This window comes from Pseudomonas sp. LB3P14 (assembly GCF_054898045.1).
Map to the genome: position 1 here is coordinate 5,113,929 of NZ_CM142714.1, position 19,008 is coordinate 5,132,936.

A 19,008-nucleotide genomic window follows, 5' to 3' on the forward strand; every position below is an offset into this window, starting at 1 on the left:
TATTGTGACGAGGAGGCAAGCCCCTAGGCTCTTGGCGTATATTCGGCAAATCCCAATTGCCTGCGCAGCCGACCATGAAACAGACCCCCGCCGACCTCGAGCAGATCACCTCCACCACCCTGGGCCATTACAACTCGGTGGCCGAAGGTTTTCGCGAAGGGACTCGCGATCATGATGTCAGCCAGAACATTGATGCTCTGTTGCGGCATATTCAGGGTGAAGCACCTTTCGACATCCTCGACTTTGGCTGTGGGCCGGGGCGTGATTTGCAAACTTTCACGCGCATGGGCCACACCGCTGTCGGGCTTGATGGCTCGGAGAAGTTTGCGCAGATGGCGCGCGAAGACAGCGGTTGCGAGGTCTGGCAGCAGGATTTTCTGAAGCTTGATCTACCGGCCGAGCGCTTCGACGGAATCTTCGCCAATGCGGTGCTGTTTCACATTCCGCGTCAGGAATTACCACGGGTGTTGAAGCAATTGCACGGGGCTTTGAGGCCGGGTGGTGTGTTGTTCAGCTCCAATCCGCGTGGTGAGAATCAGGAAGGCTGGAATGGGCCGCGGTATGGGGCGTATCACGATCTTCAGGCGTGGCAGGACTTGCTGACCGCGGCGGGGTTTGCGGAGCTGGAGCATTACTACAGACCAGCCGGGCTGCCGCGAGAGCAGCAGCCTTGGCTGGCGAGTGTCTGGCGTAAGCCGGCGTAAGCTGACAGGACGTCTTCGCGAGCGGGCTCGCTCCCACAGTTGACCGAGTTGTTCGGACAATCGCGGTCTCCTGTGGGAGCGAGCCTGCTCGCGAAGGTCTTCAGAGCGACGAAGAAACCTGATAGCTCATCACCGTCCCCTCCACGCCAAAGGCGTGAATGCTCTGCCTGGCCAGCGGCTGGCCTTCAACCTCACGCTCGCGTACATCAAAATTGGCCACCAATCGTGTGCCATCTGCAAACGTGGTTTGCTGTACCTGACGATCCTCGGTCAGCCAACGGAAATCTGTCATTGCCTGAGTCGCCAGACGCTCATGCAGCGGGCGGAAGAAAACATCCTGACGAGCAATCACCGGTAACCGCTGCTTCAGCGTCGCCGCACTCAGGTGATACAGCGGCGGCACGTTGTAGAGCAATTGAGTCAGCTCATTCTCGGCGCGCACATTGCTCAACTTAAGGCTGTCGAACAGCCAATGATGGGTGGTGATGAGCGAGCCATGGAACACCGCCTGATAAAGCGGCAAGCGCGTTTGCGGAGCAAAGTGAACCGTGCGGTAGGGTTCCTTGAGCGGCACGGTTTTGAAGAATACCTGCGGCTGTTCATTGGGAAACCAGCGGCCCAGGTAATAGGGCGACTTCGGATTTTTGCTCATCTCCGGATCCCCCCAGCCGATCACCGGTGTCTGCATCCCGTGGGCAAACAGTACGCCTTGGGCCGTGGTGGCGTTGCCATCCTCGGAACCGGTCGGTAGCTTCAACGTCTCGTTGACCCAGCGCGAGGCGTCGATGTTGCCCTCGGCATTTTGCGCCTGAGTCATGGTCGCCCCCACACGGTAGCTGTCGAACAACATACCGGTGGCGTAAGCATCCAGAAACCAGCTATTGAACCCGGCCTTGCTCTGTACAGCCCTGATGCGCGCCTCAAGCAATGGCCGAACACAACGCGGATCGGTGTAATGCCCCGATTGCTGAAACCCGCTTTTTAACGTCCCGGTTTCCAACACGATCGCACATTCCTGATTGGCTCTGGAGCCCAGATGCGCGGTGGTCCAGTCCGGATTTTCAGTGATCGTCAACGCCGTCTCATAGGAATCATAAGGCGCCACCAGGTAGCCTGCTGCAACGCCTTGACGCACCGTTTCAGGGTGCCAGAGACCACCTTCCCAACCCTCGCCAAGGCCTAACCATAATCGCGACAATCCGGCAGCTTTCAGTTGTTCGATAGTCATTGGTGACAAGGTGTTGCCCCAGCGTTCCGGTATTGCTGTCAAAGCATCGGAGAACGCCACTGCCAGCTCTCCACGTAACAAGCCGTAGCCGTCAGCCAATTTTTGCATGTCCGGTTCGACGACAGATTGCCAGCCGCTGCGTGCCTTCCTGTTGAGTGCAGCATTGAGGCTGCGCAGCAAGGAGACTTGCTGGTACCGATCCAGCGTTGGCTCAGCCTGGGCCAGTAACTCCGTGCTTTCAGCATCAAAGCTGTTTCGCAACTCGCTGGCGAGTACGCCATTACCGCGCAACACTTTCAACAAGGCTGGCCAACTTCGAACATCGTCTGGTCCGAGCAGGTCGTTACCCCACAGATAAACATGACTGGCCCCTAGAAGCTTTTTGGCTTCGGGAGTTTTCAGCAGTTTGTCGCTCAAGGTTTCGTATTGCCCGTTATCGACCAACCATTTCCGATAGCGCTTGGCACCCGCCAACAGATCGGCATCACCCAACGACAGCTTGAAGGTTAGCGGTGCATTGGGCTCAAGGGACGTGAATTGATGATGGACAGCCAGAGCAAGGGTGTTGTTGTTTTCGGCGCTGAAGGTCAGGCGATTGTTGTAAGGATTGGTCATCAGCCAGTTCAGCGTGAAACCACCGTGATCAACGCCCCACAGCGGCAAACTCAGGTCTTGGGTGGTGTTGAACTCGCCCTGATCGAGCAGAAAGGTTTGCCACAGCGGATCACCGGCAGGCACGTACCGCCCCTCGGCCAGCGGCCAGATCAGTCCTTTGCCCATGGCACTGCCGGGCTGTTTTAGAAAGATCAGCTCACCAGGATCGCGGGCCGTGATGGACAGGGACAGGTCACGCTGATCGAGGGCGGCACTCAGCGTCCAGGCGCCCTCATCCCACTGCCAGTCCATGCGATTGGCGCTTTGCTTGAGGTCGCTGACCTCATACCCAATAACGCCCGACGAGGCTTGCACTGGCGAATTTTGTGCGGGGATGACGCGGATCGCCAGCGTCGCGGGATCGAGCTCGACGCGCCACAGCGAATTTTCCAGCACACTGCCGGCCAGCGTCGAGGGTGAAAACAACAGAGCGCCGAGCAACAGTACATAGCGCAGACAATAGGTCATCGGTGACATCGAAGTCCCTCCTCCATTTGGAAAGGGACCGTACAGCAAGGCACCGGCCATGTAAGTAGGACCGTTCCCAAACGTCACTCGGGAACGATCAGCACATCAATTACTGCGCTTCTTTTTTCGGTTCGCGAATCTTGTACCAAGCCACATACAGCGCCGGCAAAAACAGCAGCGTTAGCAACGTCGCAATAATAATCCCGCCAATCATCGCGTAAGCCATCGGCCCCCAGAACACTTCCCGGGCGATCGGAATCATCCCCAGGCTCGCCGCCGCAGCCGTCAGCAGAATCGGACGGCGACGATGCTCCGTGGCTTGCACCACGGCATCCCACGGTGCATGACCGTCTTTCTCCAAGGCGTCGATCTGCGTCACCAGAATCACCGAGTTGCGGATGATGATGCCGATCAGCGCCAGAATGCCGAGGATCGCCACGAAGCCCATTGGCGTGCCCGTCGGGATCAGCGCCAGCACCACGCCGATCAGCCCGAGCGGCGCGACGCTGGCCACCAGGAACAGCTTCTGCACGCTGTGCAACTGGATCATCAGGAAGGTCGCCATCAAAAACAGCATCAACGGCACGACCTTGGCAATCGGCCCTTGGGCCTTGCCGCTTGACTCGACCGTACCGCCAGTGGCGACGCTGTAACCCACCGGCAACGCCGCGGCGAATTTATCGATATCGGGTTTGAGTTGTTTCACCAGATCGGTCGGCTGAATCTCGTCGCGCACCGCCGCTTTGATAGTGATTGTAGGTTTGCGGTCGCGACGCCAGACCAGCGGTTGCTCCAGTTCATAGCGCACGGTGGCGAAGGCCAGCAGCGGAATCGAAGTACCGCTCGGCGTGACGATCTGCAGATTTTGCAGGGTTTCCGGCGTTCCGCGCTCCGCGTCCACGGCACGGCCAACGACGTTGATCAGATAGATGTCGTCATCGACCTGCGTCACCGGCGCACCCACCACGATGCTGTTCATCAGGTTGGCGACGTCTTCCGACGACAGTCCCAATTGCCGTGCCTTGTCCTGCGCGATGTCGATGCGCAGGACTTTGCCCGGTTCGTTCCAGTCGTAAATGATCTCGCCAATGTGCGAGTTCTTATCCAGTTCGGTGGCCAGGGCGATGGCCTGCTTTCTCACCTGATCGATGTCCTTGCCGCTGACCCGGTACTGAATGGGCCGCCCTACCGGCGGGCCCATTTCCAGCGCCTGGACGTAGCTGCCGATGCCGACAAAATCTTTGCGCAACCGCTCACGCAAGCGTTGACTCAGGGCCTCGCGCGATTCCAGGCCTTTGCTGACGATCACCAGTTGGGCGTAATACGGGTTCTGCAATTGCTGATCGAGGGGCAGGTAGAAACGGATCGCACCTTCGCCGATGTAGGAACTCCAGCGCACGATGTCCGGGTCGTCTTTGAGGGTCGCTTCAAGCTTGTCCACGGCTTTGCGGGTCTCGGCGATCGAGGCGTTTTGCGGCAGGTTCAGGTCGACGAGGATTTCCGGTCTGTCGGAGGACGGGAAGAACTGGTTCTGCACGAACTGCATGGCAAACACCGACGCCACGAACAGTGCAATGGTGATGCCGATCGCCCACCAGCGATTGCGCATGGCCCAGAGCATGCCGTAATTGAACGTCCGGCCGATGCGTCCCGGTTCTGCGTCGTGAGGTTTCACGTTGGCGCTGAGGATGTGCACGCCAATCACCGGGGCGAACAGCACCGCGACAATCCACGACACGATCATCGCCACCGCGATCACCGCAAACAGCGTGAAGGTGTACTCGCCGGCCGAGCTGGCGTTCAGGCCGATAGGCACGAAACCGGCCACCGTCACCAACGTACCGGTGAGCATCGGGAACGCCGTCGAGGTGTAAGCGAACGTGGCCGCTTGCTCCTTGGTCTCGCCCATTTCCAGGCGCGTGACCATCATCTCGACGGTGATCATCGCGTCGTCCACCAACAAGCCGAGGGCGATGATCAGGGCACCGAGGGAGATCCGTTGCATGGTGATGCCGCTGTATTCCATGAAGACGAAGACCATCGCCAGCACCAGCGGAATCGAACACGCCACCACCAGCCCGGCACGCACACCGAGGCTGACGAAGCTGACGATCAGCACGATCACCACCGCTTCGAACAGTGCGCTGGTGAAGCCGCCGACGGCTTTTTCCACCACTTCGGCCTGGTCGGAAACGTTGTGCACGCCGACGCCCACTGGCAGGTCGGCGGTCAGTTCAGTCATGCGCTGGTGCAGCGCCTTGCCGAACACCTGGATGTTGCCGCCCTTCTTCATGGCGATGGCCAGGCCGATAGCAGGCTGACCGTTAAAGCGGAATTCCGGCGTCGCCGGGTCGACATAGCCACGGCTGATCTCGGCGACGTCGGCCAAGCGGTAGAAGCGGTCGTTGAGTCGCAGGTTGACGTTTTCCAGGTCTTTCTCGGAGGCAAACTGCCCCGACGTACGCACGGAAATCCGCTCGGGACCGGCTTCGATCACCCCGGCTGGGGTCACCGCGTTTTGCGATTGCAGGCTCTGCACCACCTGACGCTGATCGATGCCCAGCGCCGCCAGTTTGCGGGTGGAGAAGTTCAGGTAGAGAACTTCGTCCTGCTCGCCGACCATTTCGACCTTGCCCAGCCCCGGTACTTCGCGGATCTCGGCGCGGACTTGCTCGACGTAATCGCGCAACTGACGCATCGACAAACCATCGGCAGTAAAGGCGTACACCGAGCCGAACACATCCCCGAATTCGTCGTTGAATCCCGGCCCCTGAAGGCCTTTGGGGAAGTCGCCACGAATGTCGTTGATCTTCTTGCGCACCTGGTACCAGATTTGCGGAATGTCCTTGGCACTGGTGGTGTCAAGCAAGTTAACGAAGACCGTCGACTCGCCGGGACGGGTGTAGCTTTTCACGTAGTCGAGGGAGTCGAGTTCTTCGAGTTTTTTCTCGATGCGGTCAGTGACCTGCTCGAGGGTTTCTTCCTGGGTCGCGCCCGGCCAGCGGGTCTGGATCACCATGGTTTTGATGGTGAACGACGGGTCTTCCTCGCGGCCAAGGTTCATGTACGAGAACACGCCCATCAGCAGCGCGACGAACATCAAATACCAGACAAACGACTGATGCTTGAGGGCCCATTCGGATACGTTGAAACTCCCTTTCATTGCGGGCTGTCCTCATCGATTTTCACTTTTTGCCCAGGTTTCAGGCTGTTCACACCCGCACTGACGACCCGCTCACCAGATTTCACACCGTCGGCCAGCACCACCGTGCTGTCAGTGCGACTGATCAGGCTGACGTCTCGCGGGGCAACGGTTTGCGTCTGCGGATCGACGACCCAGATTCGCGATTTGCCATCCACCTCTTGCAGCACGCTCACCGGCAATTCGATGCGCGATTTGATCGCGGAGCTGAGGGTCACGCTGATCGCCGTACCGAGGCGAAAACCTGGTGGCGTATCAGTCAGGCTCAGACGGGCGCGCCGGGTACGGGTCGCGCTTTGGGCCTGGGGTTCGATTTCGCGAACGATGGCCGTGGTGGTAATGCTCGGGTCCAGTTGCACGGCGACCTGAAACACCACATCCGCCGGCAACTGGTCGACCAGCGTGTCGGGCAGGTCGATCACCGCTTCCTTGATGTCCGGCTGCGCCAGAGTCACCACTTGCTGGCCGGCGGTCACCACTTGCCCGGCTTCGGCGTTCCATGCGGTGACGATGGCTTTGTGATCGGTGCGCAGTTCGACGTAGCCGAGTTGGTCTTTGGCCTGGTTGACCGCCGCCTGGGCCTGATCAAGGGAGGCCTGCGTAGTTTTGAGATCGGTCTGGGCGATGTCCAGTTGTGCCTGCGCACCGACCCCGCGATCGAACAGTTCCTGCTGGCGCCGGGCGTTGGCCTGGGCATTGATCAACTGCGCCTGCACACGGGCCAGATCGCCCTGGGCCGAGCGCAACTGGTTTTGCTGGTCAGTGGGGTCAAGTGTTGCGAGCAAGGCACCCTTCTCGACTTCGGCACCGACATCGACGTTACGGCTGGCGATGCGGCCCGGCACCCGAAAGCCGATATTGCTTTCATATCGGGCCTGGATGCTGCCGGCGAAGCGGCCAAGATTCTCCTCGTCCAGGGCCTGGACCTTGATGGACAACACCGGGCGTACAGGCTCCGGAGGCGGTTCTTTTTTCGAGCAGGCCACCAGGATCACACCGGCGAAAACCAGCAACAGACGTTTCATGGCTGGGCTCCCGCGCCTAAATCCTTATAGGTGTTTTCGGCGATGTCCACCTTCACACCGGGGTGCAGTAACTGGCCGCCGGCGATGACGACTTTTTCGCCGCCCTTCAGGCCGGCGCTGATGATCACTTTGCCAGTCAGGTAGCGACCGACAGTGACGGTGTGCAGCTGTGCCTTGCCCTCGTCGTCCACCAGCCACACGGCCGGGTCGCTGAGGTTTTTGGTCAGCGCCGACCAGGGCAGTTCGACCGCCGATTTGCCCGGCGTCTTGGCCGTGGCACTCACCACCGAGCCGAGCTGCATGCCTTCGGGGAGTCCGTTGAGAGTGACTTTGACCTGTACCGTGCCGGTCTGCGCGGAGACGGCCGGGGTGACTTCCCGGACGGTGCCGGTGGTTTTGATAGCCGGGTTGTCGAGCAGGCTGACCACGATCGTTTTATCTTCCGGCGCCTCTGCCAGCAGCGATTCGTAGACGTTGAATACGGCATCGCGCTCACCGTCCCGGGCCAGGCTGAAAATCGGCACCGTGGCCTGCACCACCTGGCCGACTTCGGCCTGACGCGCGGTAATCACCCCCGGCGCGTCGGCGAACAACGCGGTGTAGCTCAGTTGTTCACGGGCATTGGCCAGTTGCGCCTGGGCAGCCGTCAGAGCGCTTTGGCTGCTGCGCAAGGCGGCTTGGGCGGAATCGTATTCGCTCTGGCTGGTGTAGCCCTTGGGCAGGAGTTTTTGCTGTCGAACGAAAGCGGCAACGGTCTGTTTGACTCGGGCCTGCTCGGCGACGACCTGTGCCTGAGCCGAGTCGACGTTGGTTTGCAGGTCCTTGGGATCGAGCTTGGCCAGCACCTGTTTGGCCGACACCCTGTCACTGACGTCGACCATGCGCTGGATGATCTTGCCGCCAACGCGGAACGACAATTCAGTCTGGACTCGCGCCTGAACATCGCCGGTGAGTGTCACAGACGCTGCGTAATCAGCCGACTTGACCTCTTGCACGAACACCCGCGGGCGGTCTTTCTCGACCGGTTTTTTATCGCCGCACGCGGTCAGCAAGGCAAGGACGCCCAAGCCAATCACTATTTTCAATCCGGGACCAGCCATGCAGACTCCTTTGCGTTGTACGGGCGTGCCAATGGCGATACGACTGTGAGCTTAGAACAGGGTTCCACGTCTGCACGGGCGATCCTTATACTCCATCTCGATCGTTCCCACGCTCTGCGTGGTAACGCCGCCATGGACGCGCAGCAATCACTGTGACGCAGAGCGTCACGGGATGCATTCCCACGCAGAGCGTGGGAACGATCAGTGAGAAGATGATGCTCAAAACCCTCGCAGTGGCCAATTACCGCTCGATCAATAAATTGGTAATTCCGCTGGGCCGGTTGAACCTGATCACGGGTCCCAACGGTAGCGGAAAATCCAACCTCTACCGCGCGTTGCGCCTGTTGGCGGAAACCGCCCAGGGCGGCGTGGTCAATGCATTGGCCCGCGAGGGTGGACTGGATTCGACCTTCTGGGCCGGGCCGGAACACATCAGCCGGCGGATGCGTAATGGCGAAGTCCCGATCGAGGCGACCGTTCGACACGGCGCCAAACGCCTGCGCCTGGGGTTTGCCGGGGAAGATTTCAGCTACTCGATCGCGCTGGGTCTGCCGGAGCCGACACAGTCGTACTTTTCCCTCGACCCGGAAATCAAGAAGGAATGCATCTGGTCTGGCCCGTTTTACCGGCCGGCCAGCCTTCTGATAGACCGCAATGGCCCGATGATTCGCGCCCGGGTCGGTCGTGGTTGGGAAGTGCTGGCCCAGCACACGCCGAATTTCGACAGTTTGTTCGATCAAGTCGGCAGCTTTCGCACTTCGCCGGAAGTCTTGCAACTGCGTGAGTTCATCCGTCGCTGGCGGTTCTATGATCACTTTCGCAGCGACGCCGACGCGCCGGTGCGTCAACCGCAATTGGGCACCCGCACGCCAGTGCTGCATCACGACGGTCGGGACCTGGCGGCCGCGTTGCAGACGATCCGCGAGATTGGCGATCCGGATGCCTTGCAGACTGCGATCAGTGACGCCTTCCCCGGCGCGAGATTGAACATCGCGCCGCTTCAGGGTGGTCGGTTTGCGATCGAGTTTTACCAGGAAGGATTGTTGAGGCCATTGTCGGCGGCCGAGTTGTCGGACGGGACGTTGCGCTATTTGCTACTGGTTGCGGCGTTGCTGACACCTCGGCCGCCAACGTTGATGGTGTTGAACGAGCCGGAGACCAGTTTGCATCCCGACCTGTTGCCGGCGTTGGCGCGGTTGATTATCCGGGCGTCGGAGCAGTGTCAGGTGTGGGTGGTTTCTCATGCGCGGCGGTTGATTTCGGCGTTGCAGGAGGATCTGGAGTGTAATTGCATTGTGCTGGAGAAGAATCTCGGCCAGACCGGGATTGTCGGGCAGCGGGTGCTGGATGAGCCGGCGTGGTATTGGCCGGACTAACCCCCTCCGATCGTTCCCACGCTCTGCGTGGGAATGCATCCTGTGACGCTCTGCGTCACGATTTGTGAAGGGACGCGGAGCGTCCCGGGCGGCATTCCTTTGCTGCGCGTGGGAACGATCATCTCAGGCTCATCACCCCTGCCACTTCCCACCCTCGACAATCACGCTCTCAGGCTTGGTGTCATCGCTCAGCTCTTTACGCACATATTGGTCATACAGCTTCAGCAAATACTTCTCCTCCCCCAGCTTCGCCAACTCGGCATTCACCCAATCACGCAATTCGATATTGCCCTTCTTCACCGCCGGCGCAATCGGTGCTTCCGCGCCCAAGGTCTGGGTCAGCACGCGATAGCCAGGGTTCTGCTTCGCCCAGCTGAACAGCACCAGATTGTCCTGCGCATACGCATCGCCCCGTCCATTGGCCAACGCTTGCAGAGACTCGGAGTTTTTCTCGAACTTGAGCAGTTTCCAGTCCGGGTGGTTCTTGGTCAGCCAGATATCGGCTGTAGTGCCGATGGTGACGATGGTCGTGCGGGTTGCCATGTCATCGAGGTTCTTCACCGAGCTGGCCTGTGGCACCAGCGCCTGCACGGCAACTTTGAGGTTCGGGTTGGTGAACTCCACTGCTTCCTTGCGCTCCGGGGTGACGGTCATGTTGGCCAGAATCAAATCGACCTTGTCACTTTGCAGAAACGGAATCCGGCTCGCCGGTTCCACTGCGACGAACTCGACCTTGTTTTCATCGCCCAACAGGTCCTTGGCAAATTGGCGGCCGATATCGGTATCGAAACCCACGTAGCGGCCAGCTTCGTCGACGAAACCAAAGGGCGGCTTATCGGTGAAGACACCGACGATCAGCTTGTCCCGCGCTTTGATTTTTTCCAGATAACTGGCATGGGTGACCGCTGGCTTGGTGGGTTCTTCAGTTTTGTTGCAACCGGCCAGCAACGCGAGGCCGAGCAGCGGGAGTAGCAGCAGAGAAGACTTGGCAGTTTTCATAGCAGTTCCAGTTCCTTTGTTTGAGTCGTTTTGGGCAGTGCGGCGACGTAGGAGAACTTCTCCAGGAACTGCTGCGCTCGTGCGGTTTGCGGGTTCGTAAAGAAAATCTCGGGTGGGTTTTGCTCAAGGATTCGCCCGGCATCCATAAACACAATGCGGTCAGCCACGGCGCGGGCGAAGGCCATTTCATGGGTGACGATCAGCAGGGTCATGCCCTCGCGGGCCAGGCCCAGGATGACGTCCAGCACTTCCTTGACCATTTCCGGGTCGAGAGCAGCGGTGACCTCGTCAAAGAGCATGACCTTAGGGTTCATGCACAGCGAACGGACGATGGCGATGCGTTGCTGCTGACCGCCGGAGAGCTGACGCGGGAAGGCGTCGCGCTTGTCCGAAAGGCCCACTCGCTCAAGTAACGCTTCCGCCTGGGCACGGGCTTCGCGGCGGTCGCGTTTCTGCACCTTGACCGGGCCGAGCAGCAGATTGTCGAGCACGCTCATGTGCGGGAACAGGTGGTAACTCTGGAACACCATGCCGATCTGCTGCCGCACTTCACGCCAGTCGGTGCCTTTGTCCAGCAACTCACGTCCGGCAAAACTCAAGCTGCCGCTATGGGCGACTTCAAGACCGTTGAGGCAACGCAGCAAGGTGCTTTTCCCGCAGCCGCTGGGTCCGAGGATGACGATCACTTCGCCTGATTTCACTTGCAGGTCGATGCCGTTGAGCACCTGCTGCTCGCCGAAAAACTTGTTGAAACCCTTGAACTCGATCAATGCGCTCATACTTGCGTCCAGCGCCGCTCCAGCACGCGCGAGGCGGCTGACAGCGGGTAGCAGATGAAAAAGAAAAACAGGAACAGTGCGCCGTAGATCAGCACCGATTCGTAGGTGCGTTCGATGATTTGCTGGCCGACCTTGATCACGTCCACCACGCCGATCAACACCGCCAGGGAGCTGGTTTTGATGATCCGCGTGTAGACGTTGATGGTCGGCGGCGTCATGCGCTTCAGCGCTTGGGGCAGCAGCACAAAGCCGTAGAGTTGCCGGCCGTTCAAGCCGATCGACAGCCCCGCCTCACGCTGACCACGAGGCAACGAATGCAACGCACCACGCACCACTTCGCCAACTTCGCTGGCGCCCCACAGCGACAACACCAGCACCGCGCACCAGAAACTCGGAATGCTCAGGCCAAAGAAAATCGGCAGACCGAAGAACAGCAAATACAGCCAGACCAGCACCGGGATCGCCCGGAACAATTCCAGATAGACCCGCAGGATCGCGTTCAACACTTTCGAATCCAGTGTGCGCAACACACCGTAGAGCACGCCGCCAACGGTGCTGACGGCGATGCTCAGGAAAGAAATCGACAGGGTTTGCGCAGCGCCCTTGCCCAATTGCGGCAACGACACCCAGAGCAACTCAAGACCCGAACTGGCCATGCTGGAGCCTCCTTTCCAGACGGCTGAGCAACAGCGACAGCGGCAAGAACAGCAGCACACAGATCAGCGTCAGCACGGCGAGCATTTCGTAGGTTTTGTAGTAGAGCGCGATGTAGCTTTTGGTGGTGTAGAGAATCTCCGGCACCGCCACCGCCGAGACCACAGTGGTTTCCTTGAGCAGGAAAATGAAATTGGCGAACAGCGACGGCAGGCTGAGGATGCCGGCTTGCGGCAGGATCACGTAGCGCAGCAATTGCCCGTGGGACAGGCCGATGGAGCGGCCGGACTCGAGCTGCGCCTGAGGCACCGCGTCGGCGCCGGCACGCAACACTTCAGTGAGGTAGGCGCCGCCGAGGAAGGTCATGGTAATGATCGCCGCAGCAAAGCCCGACAGCTTGATGCCCAACGCCGGCAAGGCGAAGTAGACGAAGAACAGTTGAATCAACAACGGGGTGTTCCGGGCCAGTTCCACATAGAGCCCAACGAGCCGCTGCAGGTAAGGCGTGCGAAACACCAGAATCGTTGCGTTGATCAGTGCCACCAGCAGCGATGTGCCGATGGCGATGAAGCCGACCTGCAGCGTCACGCCCACGGCTTTGAGAAACGCCGGCAGGGTGCCGAGGATAAATGCGTAATCGAAGTTCATTGACCATCCTGGACGCCGCTCGGTAAGCGACGGTGGTGCAGTCCATGGGCAGTGGATAACTACCCGGCAGGCACCGACTTTAAAGGTATAAAAAGAAGAATTTAAATACCGTTAAAGCATATTGATATCACCCAAAAAACTATCCTGCGTATTTGCTGCGGCAGCAGAAGACGACTATTTTTCTTTGCGTTGTAGGAAGGATCTTTTTTTCAAAATACCCCTCCAAGGACGGACAACTTTTGGCCAGACTCTCCCGGCCGAACCCTCACAAGGAAGAGAACATGGCTGACGTAAAAGTGCCACAGCGGCTGGATCCGCAGGACATTGTTAAGTTGTTGGTGGCGTTGCGCAGGGCGTTGAAGGCCAGGGTGGCCTGAGAGATGTAGATCGTTCCCACGCTCTGCGTGGGAATGCAGCCCGTGACGCTCCGCGTCACTGGACGCGGAGCGTCCCTAGAGGCATTCCCACGCAGAGCGTGGGAACGATCACAAAAAAACGCCGACGCTATTACCAGCCGTCGGCGTTCGAAACCTTGAAGGGGTTTACCTCGCGAATCAGAACGCCGGCAATACCGCGCCGCTGTACTTCTTCTCGATGAATGCTTTCACTTCAGGACTGGTCAACGCCTTGGCCAGTTTCTGGATGGCAACGCTGTCCTTGTTGTCCGGACGAGCCACCAGGAAGTTCACGTAAGGCGAATCTGCACCTTCGATCACCAGCGCGTCTTTAGCCGGGTTCAGACCTGCTTCCAGCGCGTAGTTGGTGTTGATCATGTCCAGGTCGACCTGGTCCAGAACACGCGGCAGCATGGCCGATTCCAGTTCCTTGAACTTGAAGTTGTGCGGGTTCTTGGCGATGTCTTTCGGTGTGGCCAGGGCGTTTTTCGGGTCTTTCAACTCGATCAAGCCTGCCTTCTGCAGCAGGATCAGGGCACGGCCACTGTTGCTGCCTTCGTTCGGGATCGCGATGGTTGCGCCGTCTTTCAGCTCAGCCAGGGTTTTGACTTTCTTCGAGTAGCCGCCGAACGGTTCGACGTGCACGCCGATCACCGTCACCAGGTTAGTGCCTTTGCCTTCGTTGAAGCTTTTCAGGTACGGCAGGGTCTGGAAGTAGTTGGCGTCCAGACGCTTCTGGTCGACCTGTACGTTCGGCTGAACGTAGTCGGTGAATACTTTGATTTCCAGGTCCACGCCTTCTTTGGCGAGGGTGGGTTTGATCAGTTCCAGAATCTCGGCGTGTGGGACCGGGGTCGCCGCAACCACCAGTTTCTCGCCAGCCTGGGCCAGGCCCGCGGTCAGGGCAGCCGCCAATGCGGTGAACAACAGAACCTTTTTCATGCAGTGTCCTTATCGAAAATCACGGTCGTCATCGACGACGGCTTGTTTAGTACGAGTGCCAGTGAAGTGCTATCGCTGGCGTGACGCGGACAATACCGGGATTTTTTATTCCCGAACAATATCTTTTATTCACTTTCATATTCCATTTTGTTCATACAGATCGCGACAGCGTCTGAGTAAGGCTTTCGAGCAAATGCTTGAGTGCGGATCGCTCCGCAGCGCTGCCGTTTTTAATCGTCTGAGCCACTTGCCGCTCGATCTGCGCCAGCGAGGCGGGCGCTTCAGGAAGATTCAAATGCTCCGGCAAAATCTCATCGCCGGTGCTGACCAACAACGCAAAGTGAATGACGTTCTCCAGCTCCCGGGTGTTGCCCGGCCAACTGTGTTGCTCTAACAGATGCTGCGCGGCTTCGCTGATCAGCGGCACCGGCAGGTCCAGGCGCTGGCTATAGATGCCGAGGAAATATTCCGACAGCGACAAAATATCGCCCACCCGTTCACGCAAGGCCGGCAGTTCGAGCTGGCCTTCGCTGAGGTAGTGGTAGAGACGCTCATGGAATTTTCCGGCGGCCACCGCTTGGGCCAGGTCGATGCTGGTAGCCGCCACCAGGCGCACGTCCACCGGGCTTGGTTGGTGAGCGCCGACGCGAGTGACTTCGTGATTTTCCAACGCCGCGAGCAATTTGATCTGGATCGGTAGCGGCAAGTCGCCGATTTCATCCAGATAGAGCGTCCCGCCGTTGGCAGAACCGAACCAGCCAGCGCGACTGCTGGCCGAACCGCTGTAACTGCCAGCGGCATAACCGAACAATTCCGCATCGGCGTAAGTCGGACTGATCGCGCCGCAATTGACCGACACGAACAACCCGCCGCGATCACTCGCACGATGGATGTGCCGCGCGAGCAACTCCTTGCCGCTGCCGGTTTCGCCACGGATCAACACCGAGATCGAGCGCGGTGCCAATAGCTCCAGCTCCTGGCGTAACTGACGCGAACGCGGATCGACAAACACCAGCGCCTTGGCGCGAATACTCAGAGGACTTTTTTCTGCGTCGGGGAAAGTCAGCAGTGGCTGACCGAAGGCTTCAAAACTCATGGCAGACTCCCGCCCAAAACCGCCGGGAGACGGGGGGCGTTGTTTTAAAAAACAAAAGCAAAAAAGAAAAGGTTTAAGCACGTCGCAGGGCGTGGTGTTCCATTCGGTTTTGCAGGCGATAGAGATAAGCAAAACCCTGCTCCCAGCGTTGGTGACCGGACTTCACATTGATGTGCCCTGCACCCGACAAAATCCCCGCCTCGGCGCCCCAGTGACGTGCCAGTTCCAACGCACGCGGTGTGCTCACGGCACTGTCGTTGTCGGAGCTGACAACCTGACTCGGGAACGGCAGCTGGTTGGTCGGAATCGGTGCGAAGTTGCGCAGGGCCGGAGCGCAGGCCGCACGCTGGACGTCCGCCGGGGCGACCAGCAAGGCGCCGCGAACCTGACGCAAAAACTGCACGGGCGCAGTGGCAGCCCAATGCGCGACAGTGATGCAACCCAGGCTATGGGCGATCAGGATTACCGGCGTGTTGTCGGCGGATATCGCCTCGGCAAGGGCCGCCACCCAGTCTTCACGACGCGGCGTCAGCCAGTCGGCCTGCTCCACCCGCGCGCTGTTCGGCAAGCTGTTCTGCCAATGGCTTTGCCAATGATCTTCTGGCGATCCTTGCCAGCCCGGCACAATCAGGTAGCGAATTGATTCGTTGCGCATGGGGGAACTCTCCTGCTGCGTGTCTGTTCCTGAGCAAGTATAGGGAGGAGAGTTATATTCGTTAAGGAATAAGAAGCTATTTATTAAGATCTATAAAGCATATACAGCAGTTTGGTACAGGCAAAAAAAGGGACCGCACCCTGCCAAGGAGACGGCCCCGGAAACTCAAAATCTGTTAGCGCGATCAACATCACTGGGATGCGATGATTGGCTGAAACGGTTATCTAATAAAGGAATATTTAATTACTTTGTTAGATGAAAAACACATATGCCAATCACACCACAGGGACCGCTGAGTAACACTGCTCGCGTCATAACGTAGCGACCTTTTGGGTCAGATTGATGACGAGCGCCTTCGCTGCCTTCTTGTATTTGAGTTTCCGAACGCATTCATCCAGCCTGAGCGGCACGAACCTCCTGCGCCTCTGTTGTTTCCTTGCGCACAAACCGGTTCGCCCGCCCAAACGTCCCGAAATCATTGAACCGCACACCCATCTCGCGCATCACCTTATGCGCCACCGGCACGGTCATCTGACGGATGTAAAACGGTTCCTTGACCACAAAATGATGGATGCCGTGACTGCTGCCGAAGTTGAAGCAGAACGCCTGCAACGGCCACATCCACCACGGGTTCAGCACCTGGGTCTGCTGGATCACGTTGCCCGGCTCCACATCACCGTAGTAGTGCATGTTCGAGCTGACGAAATGCAGGCAAAAGGTACGCAACACGTTCGGGCCGATGATCACCACGGCAGCGATGTCGATCACCTGCATCACCGACAGCGTGGTCGCCGACCATTCGATCGACGTTCCCATCAGATAGGCGATGCCAATGGCCGCATGGAAGCCCAGGAACATGTACCAAGCGCCCCAATGCACCAGCGCCAGTGGCGCGTAGACCTTCAGGGCGCGCTTGATGATGCTGATCTTCTGAGCCCAGGTCTTGGCCCGCAGCATACGGATGAACGCCGACATCACGTTGTCGCCAACCATCAGCAACCGCGCAATACCCCAAGGTTCGCCGTTGGTGATGGCGCGCTCTTCCATGTCGGATTCCGTGCCGGAGACTTTGTGGTGATTGAGGTGCAGATGCCGGCGAATCCACGGATTGATCGTGCTCGGCCGCGCCAGCCACACCAGGCCCATCATCAGGTTGTGCGGCACGCGCTGTTTGCGAAAGTACATGCTATGAATCAGGTCGTGTTCCAGCTCGTGGGTCAACGAGGCAAAAAATGCGTTGAGCAACAGGCAAAGCCACCAAGCCATGTGCCCGGTCATGTAGAGCGTCGCCGAGCCGATCATCCCGACCAGAGCGAAGGCCAGAATGCCCGCACCCAGGGCGTCCTGATGGTTGAGAATCGGGTAGCGCTGACGCAGTTCAACGCCCTTGGCCAGCACCACTTCACGAATATGCGCTGATCGTTGTGCTGCATTCAGTCGCTGGGGACTTGCAGAAGTACCGTGCATGCTTCCATCCTCTGGTTATTGATGTTCGCATCCTGCCTTGTGAACCCTCGCAAAGCGGTAGCCGTGAACGCCAACCTGTTGACCGGAAGCGCCAATCAGCATGACTGAACCGACCTCCCTCGCCAGCTGGACCCGCGCCCTGCGCAAGCAACTCGATGCGCTGGGCCTCGACAGCACCGCCCTGTGCCAACAGGCGGGGCTCGACCCGCGACTGATGGACGACCCGAACGCCCGTTACCCGTTGTCCGGCACCACGCGCCTGTGGGAAATCGCCGTGCAAGTCAGCGGCGATCCGGCGATTGGTTTGCGGGTATCGCGCTTCGTCAGCCCCACCACGTTTCATGCGCTCGGTTATGCGCTGGTGGCCAGCGGCAGTCTGCGAGAAGTGTTCGAGCGCATCGTGCGTTATCACCAGGTGGTCAGCGATGCCCTGGAACTGGAACTGACCCGCGCCGAGGACCGCTACCACTTCCGCCTGAAAATACCGCCAGGCAATCCGGCCCCGGCCTTCGAAGCCATCGATGCCTTCACGGCGATTTACGTACGCACCTGCCGCAATCGCCTGGGCCGCGATTACGCCCCGCTGGCGGTGTACCTGCGCCGCCCGGAACCGGCGGACCCGCATCAATGGCACAAAGTCTTCCGCTCACCGGTGTACTTCGCCGCCGATGAAGATCGACTGGAATTCGCCGTCGTGGACTTCGACAGCCACCTGGACGACGCCAACCCGGAACTGGCCGAGCACAACGAAGCCGTGCTCAAACGCACCCTCGCCCAACTCAAACCCCTGACCTGGGAACGTAAAGTTCGCGACGCCATTGAGGAGCAATTGCCGGAAGGCGAGCCCAGCGCCGAACACATCGCCCAGGCCCTGCACCTGAGTTTGCGCAGCCTGCAACGGCATCTGGCGGACGAGGGTTGCCGGTTCGATACATTGCTCAACGAAAGCCGCGAGAATCTGGCGCTGCTGCATTTGCGCGATCCGCAATGCTCATTGAGCGAGATCAGCTATCTGCTGGGATTTGCTGATACGAGCAGCTTCAGCCGCGCGTTCAAGCGCTGGACGGGGATAACGCCGGGGCAGTTTCGGGATGGGTTGCGGTGACAGATCCGGGAGGTGTGTTGCCTCGTCCCGCCTCTTCGCGGGCAAGCCTCGCTCCTACAGGATATTCGTCAATCGTGAGTACTGCGTTGACCTGTAGGAGCGAGGCTTGCCCGCGAAGGCGTCCGTCAATTCACCACATGCTCGTCAACGTTTACGCCGCAACAACTTGCGTACCCGCTTCACCAGCTCACTCACGGCAAACGGTTTGAGCAAGTAATCATCCTCATGCAACTCCAAACCGCGCAGGCGATCCTCGATTCCATCTTTGGTCGTTAGAAGCAGCACCGGCGTGTCACCGAGCTTGCGGATCTGTTGCAACAACTGCCAGCCATTGAGCCCCGGCAGCATCACGTCGAGGATGATCAGCTCATATTCGCCGGACTCAATAAAGCGCCGGCCGTCCATTCCGTTGACCGCCACATCCACCGAATAACTCGCCTCGCTCAGGCCCTTGGCCAGAAGTTTGGCGGTCTCGGGTTCGTCTTCCACTAACAGCACACGCATGGCACAC

General features: G+C 59.1%; 16 protein-coding genes. 3 read left to right on the top strand and 13 right to left on the bottom strand.

The features are described from left to right. The first annotated feature begins 74 nt into the window (after positions 1 to 74). Positions 75 to 704, top strand: a complete 630-nt coding sequence (locus ACYZT5_RS23420; protein WP_462047599.1) for a class I SAM-dependent methyltransferase — start codon at positions 75 to 77, stop codon at positions 702 to 704. Between the two features lie 100 nt (positions 705 to 804). Here ACYZT5_RS23420 and ACYZT5_RS23425 read toward each other — a convergent pair whose 3' ends face one another. The 4 genes from ACYZT5_RS23425 to ACYZT5_RS23440 all read right to left on the bottom strand — a co-directional run bounded on the left by ACYZT5_RS23425 (position 805) and on the right by ACYZT5_RS23440 (position 8,381). Next, positions 805 to 3,063 (bottom strand): glycoside hydrolase, encoded by a 2,259-nt coding sequence (locus ACYZT5_RS23425; protein ID WP_462047600.1) that lies wholly within the window; start codon positions 3,061 to 3,063, stop codon positions 805 to 807. 100 nt (positions 3,064 to 3,163) lie between these two features. Beyond that, positions 3,164 to 6,217 carry an efflux RND transporter permease subunit gene (locus tag ACYZT5_RS23430; protein ID WP_462047601.1) on the bottom strand — a complete coding sequence of 1,018 codons (3,054 nt, stop codon included), beginning with the start codon at positions 6,215 to 6,217 and terminating at the stop codon, positions 3,164 to 3,166. Then, the gene (locus tag ACYZT5_RS23435) at positions 6,214 to 7,281 is read right to left on the bottom strand and encodes an efflux RND transporter periplasmic adaptor subunit (protein WP_462047602.1); all 1,068 of its coding nucleotides are present in this window, start codon (positions 7,279 to 7,281) and stop codon (positions 6,214 to 6,216) included. Before ACYZT5_RS23435 ends, ACYZT5_RS23430 begins: the two co-directional genes overlap by 4 nt. Beyond that, positions 7,278 to 8,381: an efflux RND transporter periplasmic adaptor subunit gene (locus tag ACYZT5_RS23440; RefSeq protein WP_462047603.1), complete on the bottom strand. Its 1,104-nt coding sequence runs from the start codon at positions 8,379 to 8,381 to the stop codon at positions 7,278 to 7,280. Before ACYZT5_RS23440 ends, ACYZT5_RS23435 begins: the two co-directional genes overlap by 4 nt. 215 nt (positions 8,382 to 8,596) lie before the next feature. Here ACYZT5_RS23440 and ACYZT5_RS23445 point away from each other — a divergent pair, with 215 nt between their 5' ends. Then, positions 8,597 to 9,757, top strand: coding sequence for an AAA family ATPase (locus ACYZT5_RS23445; RefSeq protein WP_462047604.1), 1,161 nt, complete (start codon positions 8,597 to 8,599; stop codon positions 9,755 to 9,757). A gap of 132 nt (positions 9,758 to 9,889) precedes the next feature. On the opposite strand, the gene ACYZT5_RS23450 is transcribed toward ACYZT5_RS23445, so the two are convergent. From ACYZT5_RS23450 to ACYZT5_RS23485, 8 genes are all read right to left on the bottom strand, one after another. Continuing rightward, on the bottom strand, positions 9,890 to 10,756 hold the full coding sequence (locus tag ACYZT5_RS23450; RefSeq protein WP_462047605.1) for a transporter substrate-binding domain-containing protein: 867 nt from the start codon (positions 10,754 to 10,756) through the stop codon (positions 9,890 to 9,892). Continuing rightward, a complete protein-coding gene (locus ACYZT5_RS23455; protein ID WP_462047606.1) occupies positions 10,753 to 11,535 on the bottom strand; it encodes an amino acid ABC transporter ATP-binding protein in 783 nt (260 codons plus the stop codon). Before ACYZT5_RS23455 ends, ACYZT5_RS23450 begins: the two co-directional genes overlap by 4 nt. After that, a complete protein-coding gene (locus tag ACYZT5_RS23460; RefSeq protein WP_462047608.1) occupies positions 11,532 to 12,191 on the bottom strand; it encodes an amino acid ABC transporter permease in 660 nt (219 codons plus the stop codon). The genes ACYZT5_RS23455 and ACYZT5_RS23460 overlap by 4 nt, the downstream gene beginning before the upstream one ends. Continuing rightward, positions 12,172 to 12,837, bottom strand: a complete 666-nt coding sequence (locus ACYZT5_RS23465) for an amino acid ABC transporter permease (RefSeq protein WP_462047609.1) — start codon at positions 12,835 to 12,837, stop codon at positions 12,172 to 12,174. The genes ACYZT5_RS23460 and ACYZT5_RS23465 overlap by 20 nt, the downstream gene beginning before the upstream one ends. A 554-nt stretch (positions 12,838 to 13,391) precedes the next feature. Next, positions 13,392 to 14,174 carry a MetQ/NlpA family ABC transporter substrate-binding protein gene (locus ACYZT5_RS23470; RefSeq protein WP_010464830.1) on the bottom strand — a complete coding sequence of 261 codons (783 nt, stop codon included), beginning with the start codon at positions 14,172 to 14,174 and terminating at the stop codon, positions 13,392 to 13,394. A 151-nt stretch (positions 14,175 to 14,325) separates the two neighbouring features. After that, a complete protein-coding gene (locus ACYZT5_RS23475; RefSeq protein ID WP_462047610.1) occupies positions 14,326 to 15,270 on the bottom strand; it encodes a sigma 54-interacting transcriptional regulator in 945 nt (314 codons plus the stop codon). A gap of 73 nt (positions 15,271 to 15,343) precedes the next feature. After that, positions 15,344 to 15,925 carry an alpha/beta hydrolase gene (locus ACYZT5_RS23480; protein WP_462047611.1) on the bottom strand — a complete coding sequence of 194 codons (582 nt, stop codon included), beginning with the start codon at positions 15,923 to 15,925 and terminating at the stop codon, positions 15,344 to 15,346. 390 nt (positions 15,926 to 16,315) lie between these two features. Beyond that, a complete protein-coding gene (locus tag ACYZT5_RS23485) occupies positions 16,316 to 17,392 on the bottom strand; it encodes a fatty acid desaturase (RefSeq protein WP_462047612.1) in 1,077 nt (358 codons plus the stop codon). Between the two features lie 100 nt (positions 17,393 to 17,492). On the opposite strand from ACYZT5_RS23485, the gene ACYZT5_RS23490 reads away from it, so the two are divergent. Beyond that, positions 17,493 to 18,497, top strand: a complete 1,005-nt coding sequence (locus tag ACYZT5_RS23490; protein ID WP_462047613.1) for an AraC family transcriptional regulator — start codon at positions 17,493 to 17,495, stop codon at positions 18,495 to 18,497. Positions 18,498 to 18,641: 144 nt separating this feature from the next. Here the strand turns inward: ACYZT5_RS23490 and ACYZT5_RS23495 are convergent, their stop codons facing one another. Next, complete coding sequence (locus ACYZT5_RS23495; RefSeq protein WP_462047614.1) at positions 18,642 to 19,001, bottom strand: response regulator; 360 nt, start codon at positions 18,999 to 19,001, stop codon at positions 18,642 to 18,644. Between the last annotated feature and the right edge of the window lie 7 nt (positions 19,002 to 19,008).

Excerpts from the sequence above, each read along its gene's own strand:
- ACYZT5_RS23435 (WP_462047602.1), bottom strand. The coding sequence starts at position 7,281 with ATGAAACGTCTGTTGCTGGTTTTCGCCGGTGTGATCCTGGTGGCCTGC.
- ACYZT5_RS23485 (WP_462047612.1), bottom strand. The coding sequence starts at position 17,392 with ATGCACGGTACTTCTGCAAGTCCCCAGCGACTGAATGCAGCACAACGA.
- ACYZT5_RS23425 (WP_462047600.1), bottom strand. The coding sequence starts at position 3,063 with ATGTCACCGATGACCTATTGTCTGCGCTATGTACTGTTGCTCGGCGCT.
- ACYZT5_RS23420 (WP_462047599.1), top strand. The coding sequence starts at position 75 with ATGAAACAGACCCCCGCCGACCTCGAGCAGATCACCTCCACCACCCTG.
- ACYZT5_RS23470 (WP_010464830.1), bottom strand. The coding sequence starts at position 14,174 with ATGAAAAAGGTTCTGTTGTTCACCGCATTGGCGGCTGCCCTGACCGCG.
- ACYZT5_RS23465 (WP_462047609.1), bottom strand. The coding sequence starts at position 12,837 with ATGAACTTCGATTACGCATTTATCCTCGGCACCCTGCCGGCGTTTCTC.
- ACYZT5_RS23495 (WP_462047614.1), bottom strand. The coding sequence starts at position 19,001 with ATGCGTGTGCTGTTAGTGGAAGACGAACCCGAGACCGCCAAACTTCTG.
- ACYZT5_RS23460 (WP_462047608.1), bottom strand. The coding sequence starts at position 12,191 with ATGGCCAGTTCGGGTCTTGAGTTGCTCTGGGTGTCGTTGCCGCAATTG.
- ACYZT5_RS23480 (WP_462047611.1), bottom strand. The coding sequence starts at position 15,925 with ATGCGCAACGAATCAATTCGCTACCTGATTGTGCCGGGCTGGCAAGGA.
- ACYZT5_RS23490 (WP_462047613.1), top strand. The coding sequence starts at position 17,493 with ATGACTGAACCGACCTCCCTCGCCAGCTGGACCCGCGCCCTGCGCAAG.
- ACYZT5_RS23475 (WP_462047610.1), bottom strand. The coding sequence starts at position 15,270 with ATGAGTTTTGAAGCCTTCGGTCAGCCACTGCTGACTTTCCCCGACGCA.
- ACYZT5_RS23440 (WP_462047603.1), bottom strand. The coding sequence starts at position 8,381 with ATGGCTGGTCCCGGATTGAAAATAGTGATTGGCTTGGGCGTCCTTGCC.
- ACYZT5_RS23445 (WP_462047604.1), top strand. The coding sequence starts at position 8,597 with ATGCTCAAAACCCTCGCAGTGGCCAATTACCGCTCGATCAATAAATTG.
- ACYZT5_RS23430 (WP_462047601.1), bottom strand. The coding sequence starts at position 6,217 with ATGAAAGGGAGTTTCAACGTATCCGAATGGGCCCTCAAGCATCAGTCG.
- ACYZT5_RS23450 (WP_462047605.1), bottom strand. The coding sequence starts at position 10,756 with ATGAAAACTGCCAAGTCTTCTCTGCTGCTACTCCCGCTGCTCGGCCTC.
- ACYZT5_RS23455 (WP_462047606.1), bottom strand. The coding sequence starts at position 11,535 with ATGAGCGCATTGATCGAGTTCAAGGGTTTCAACAAGTTTTTCGGCGAG.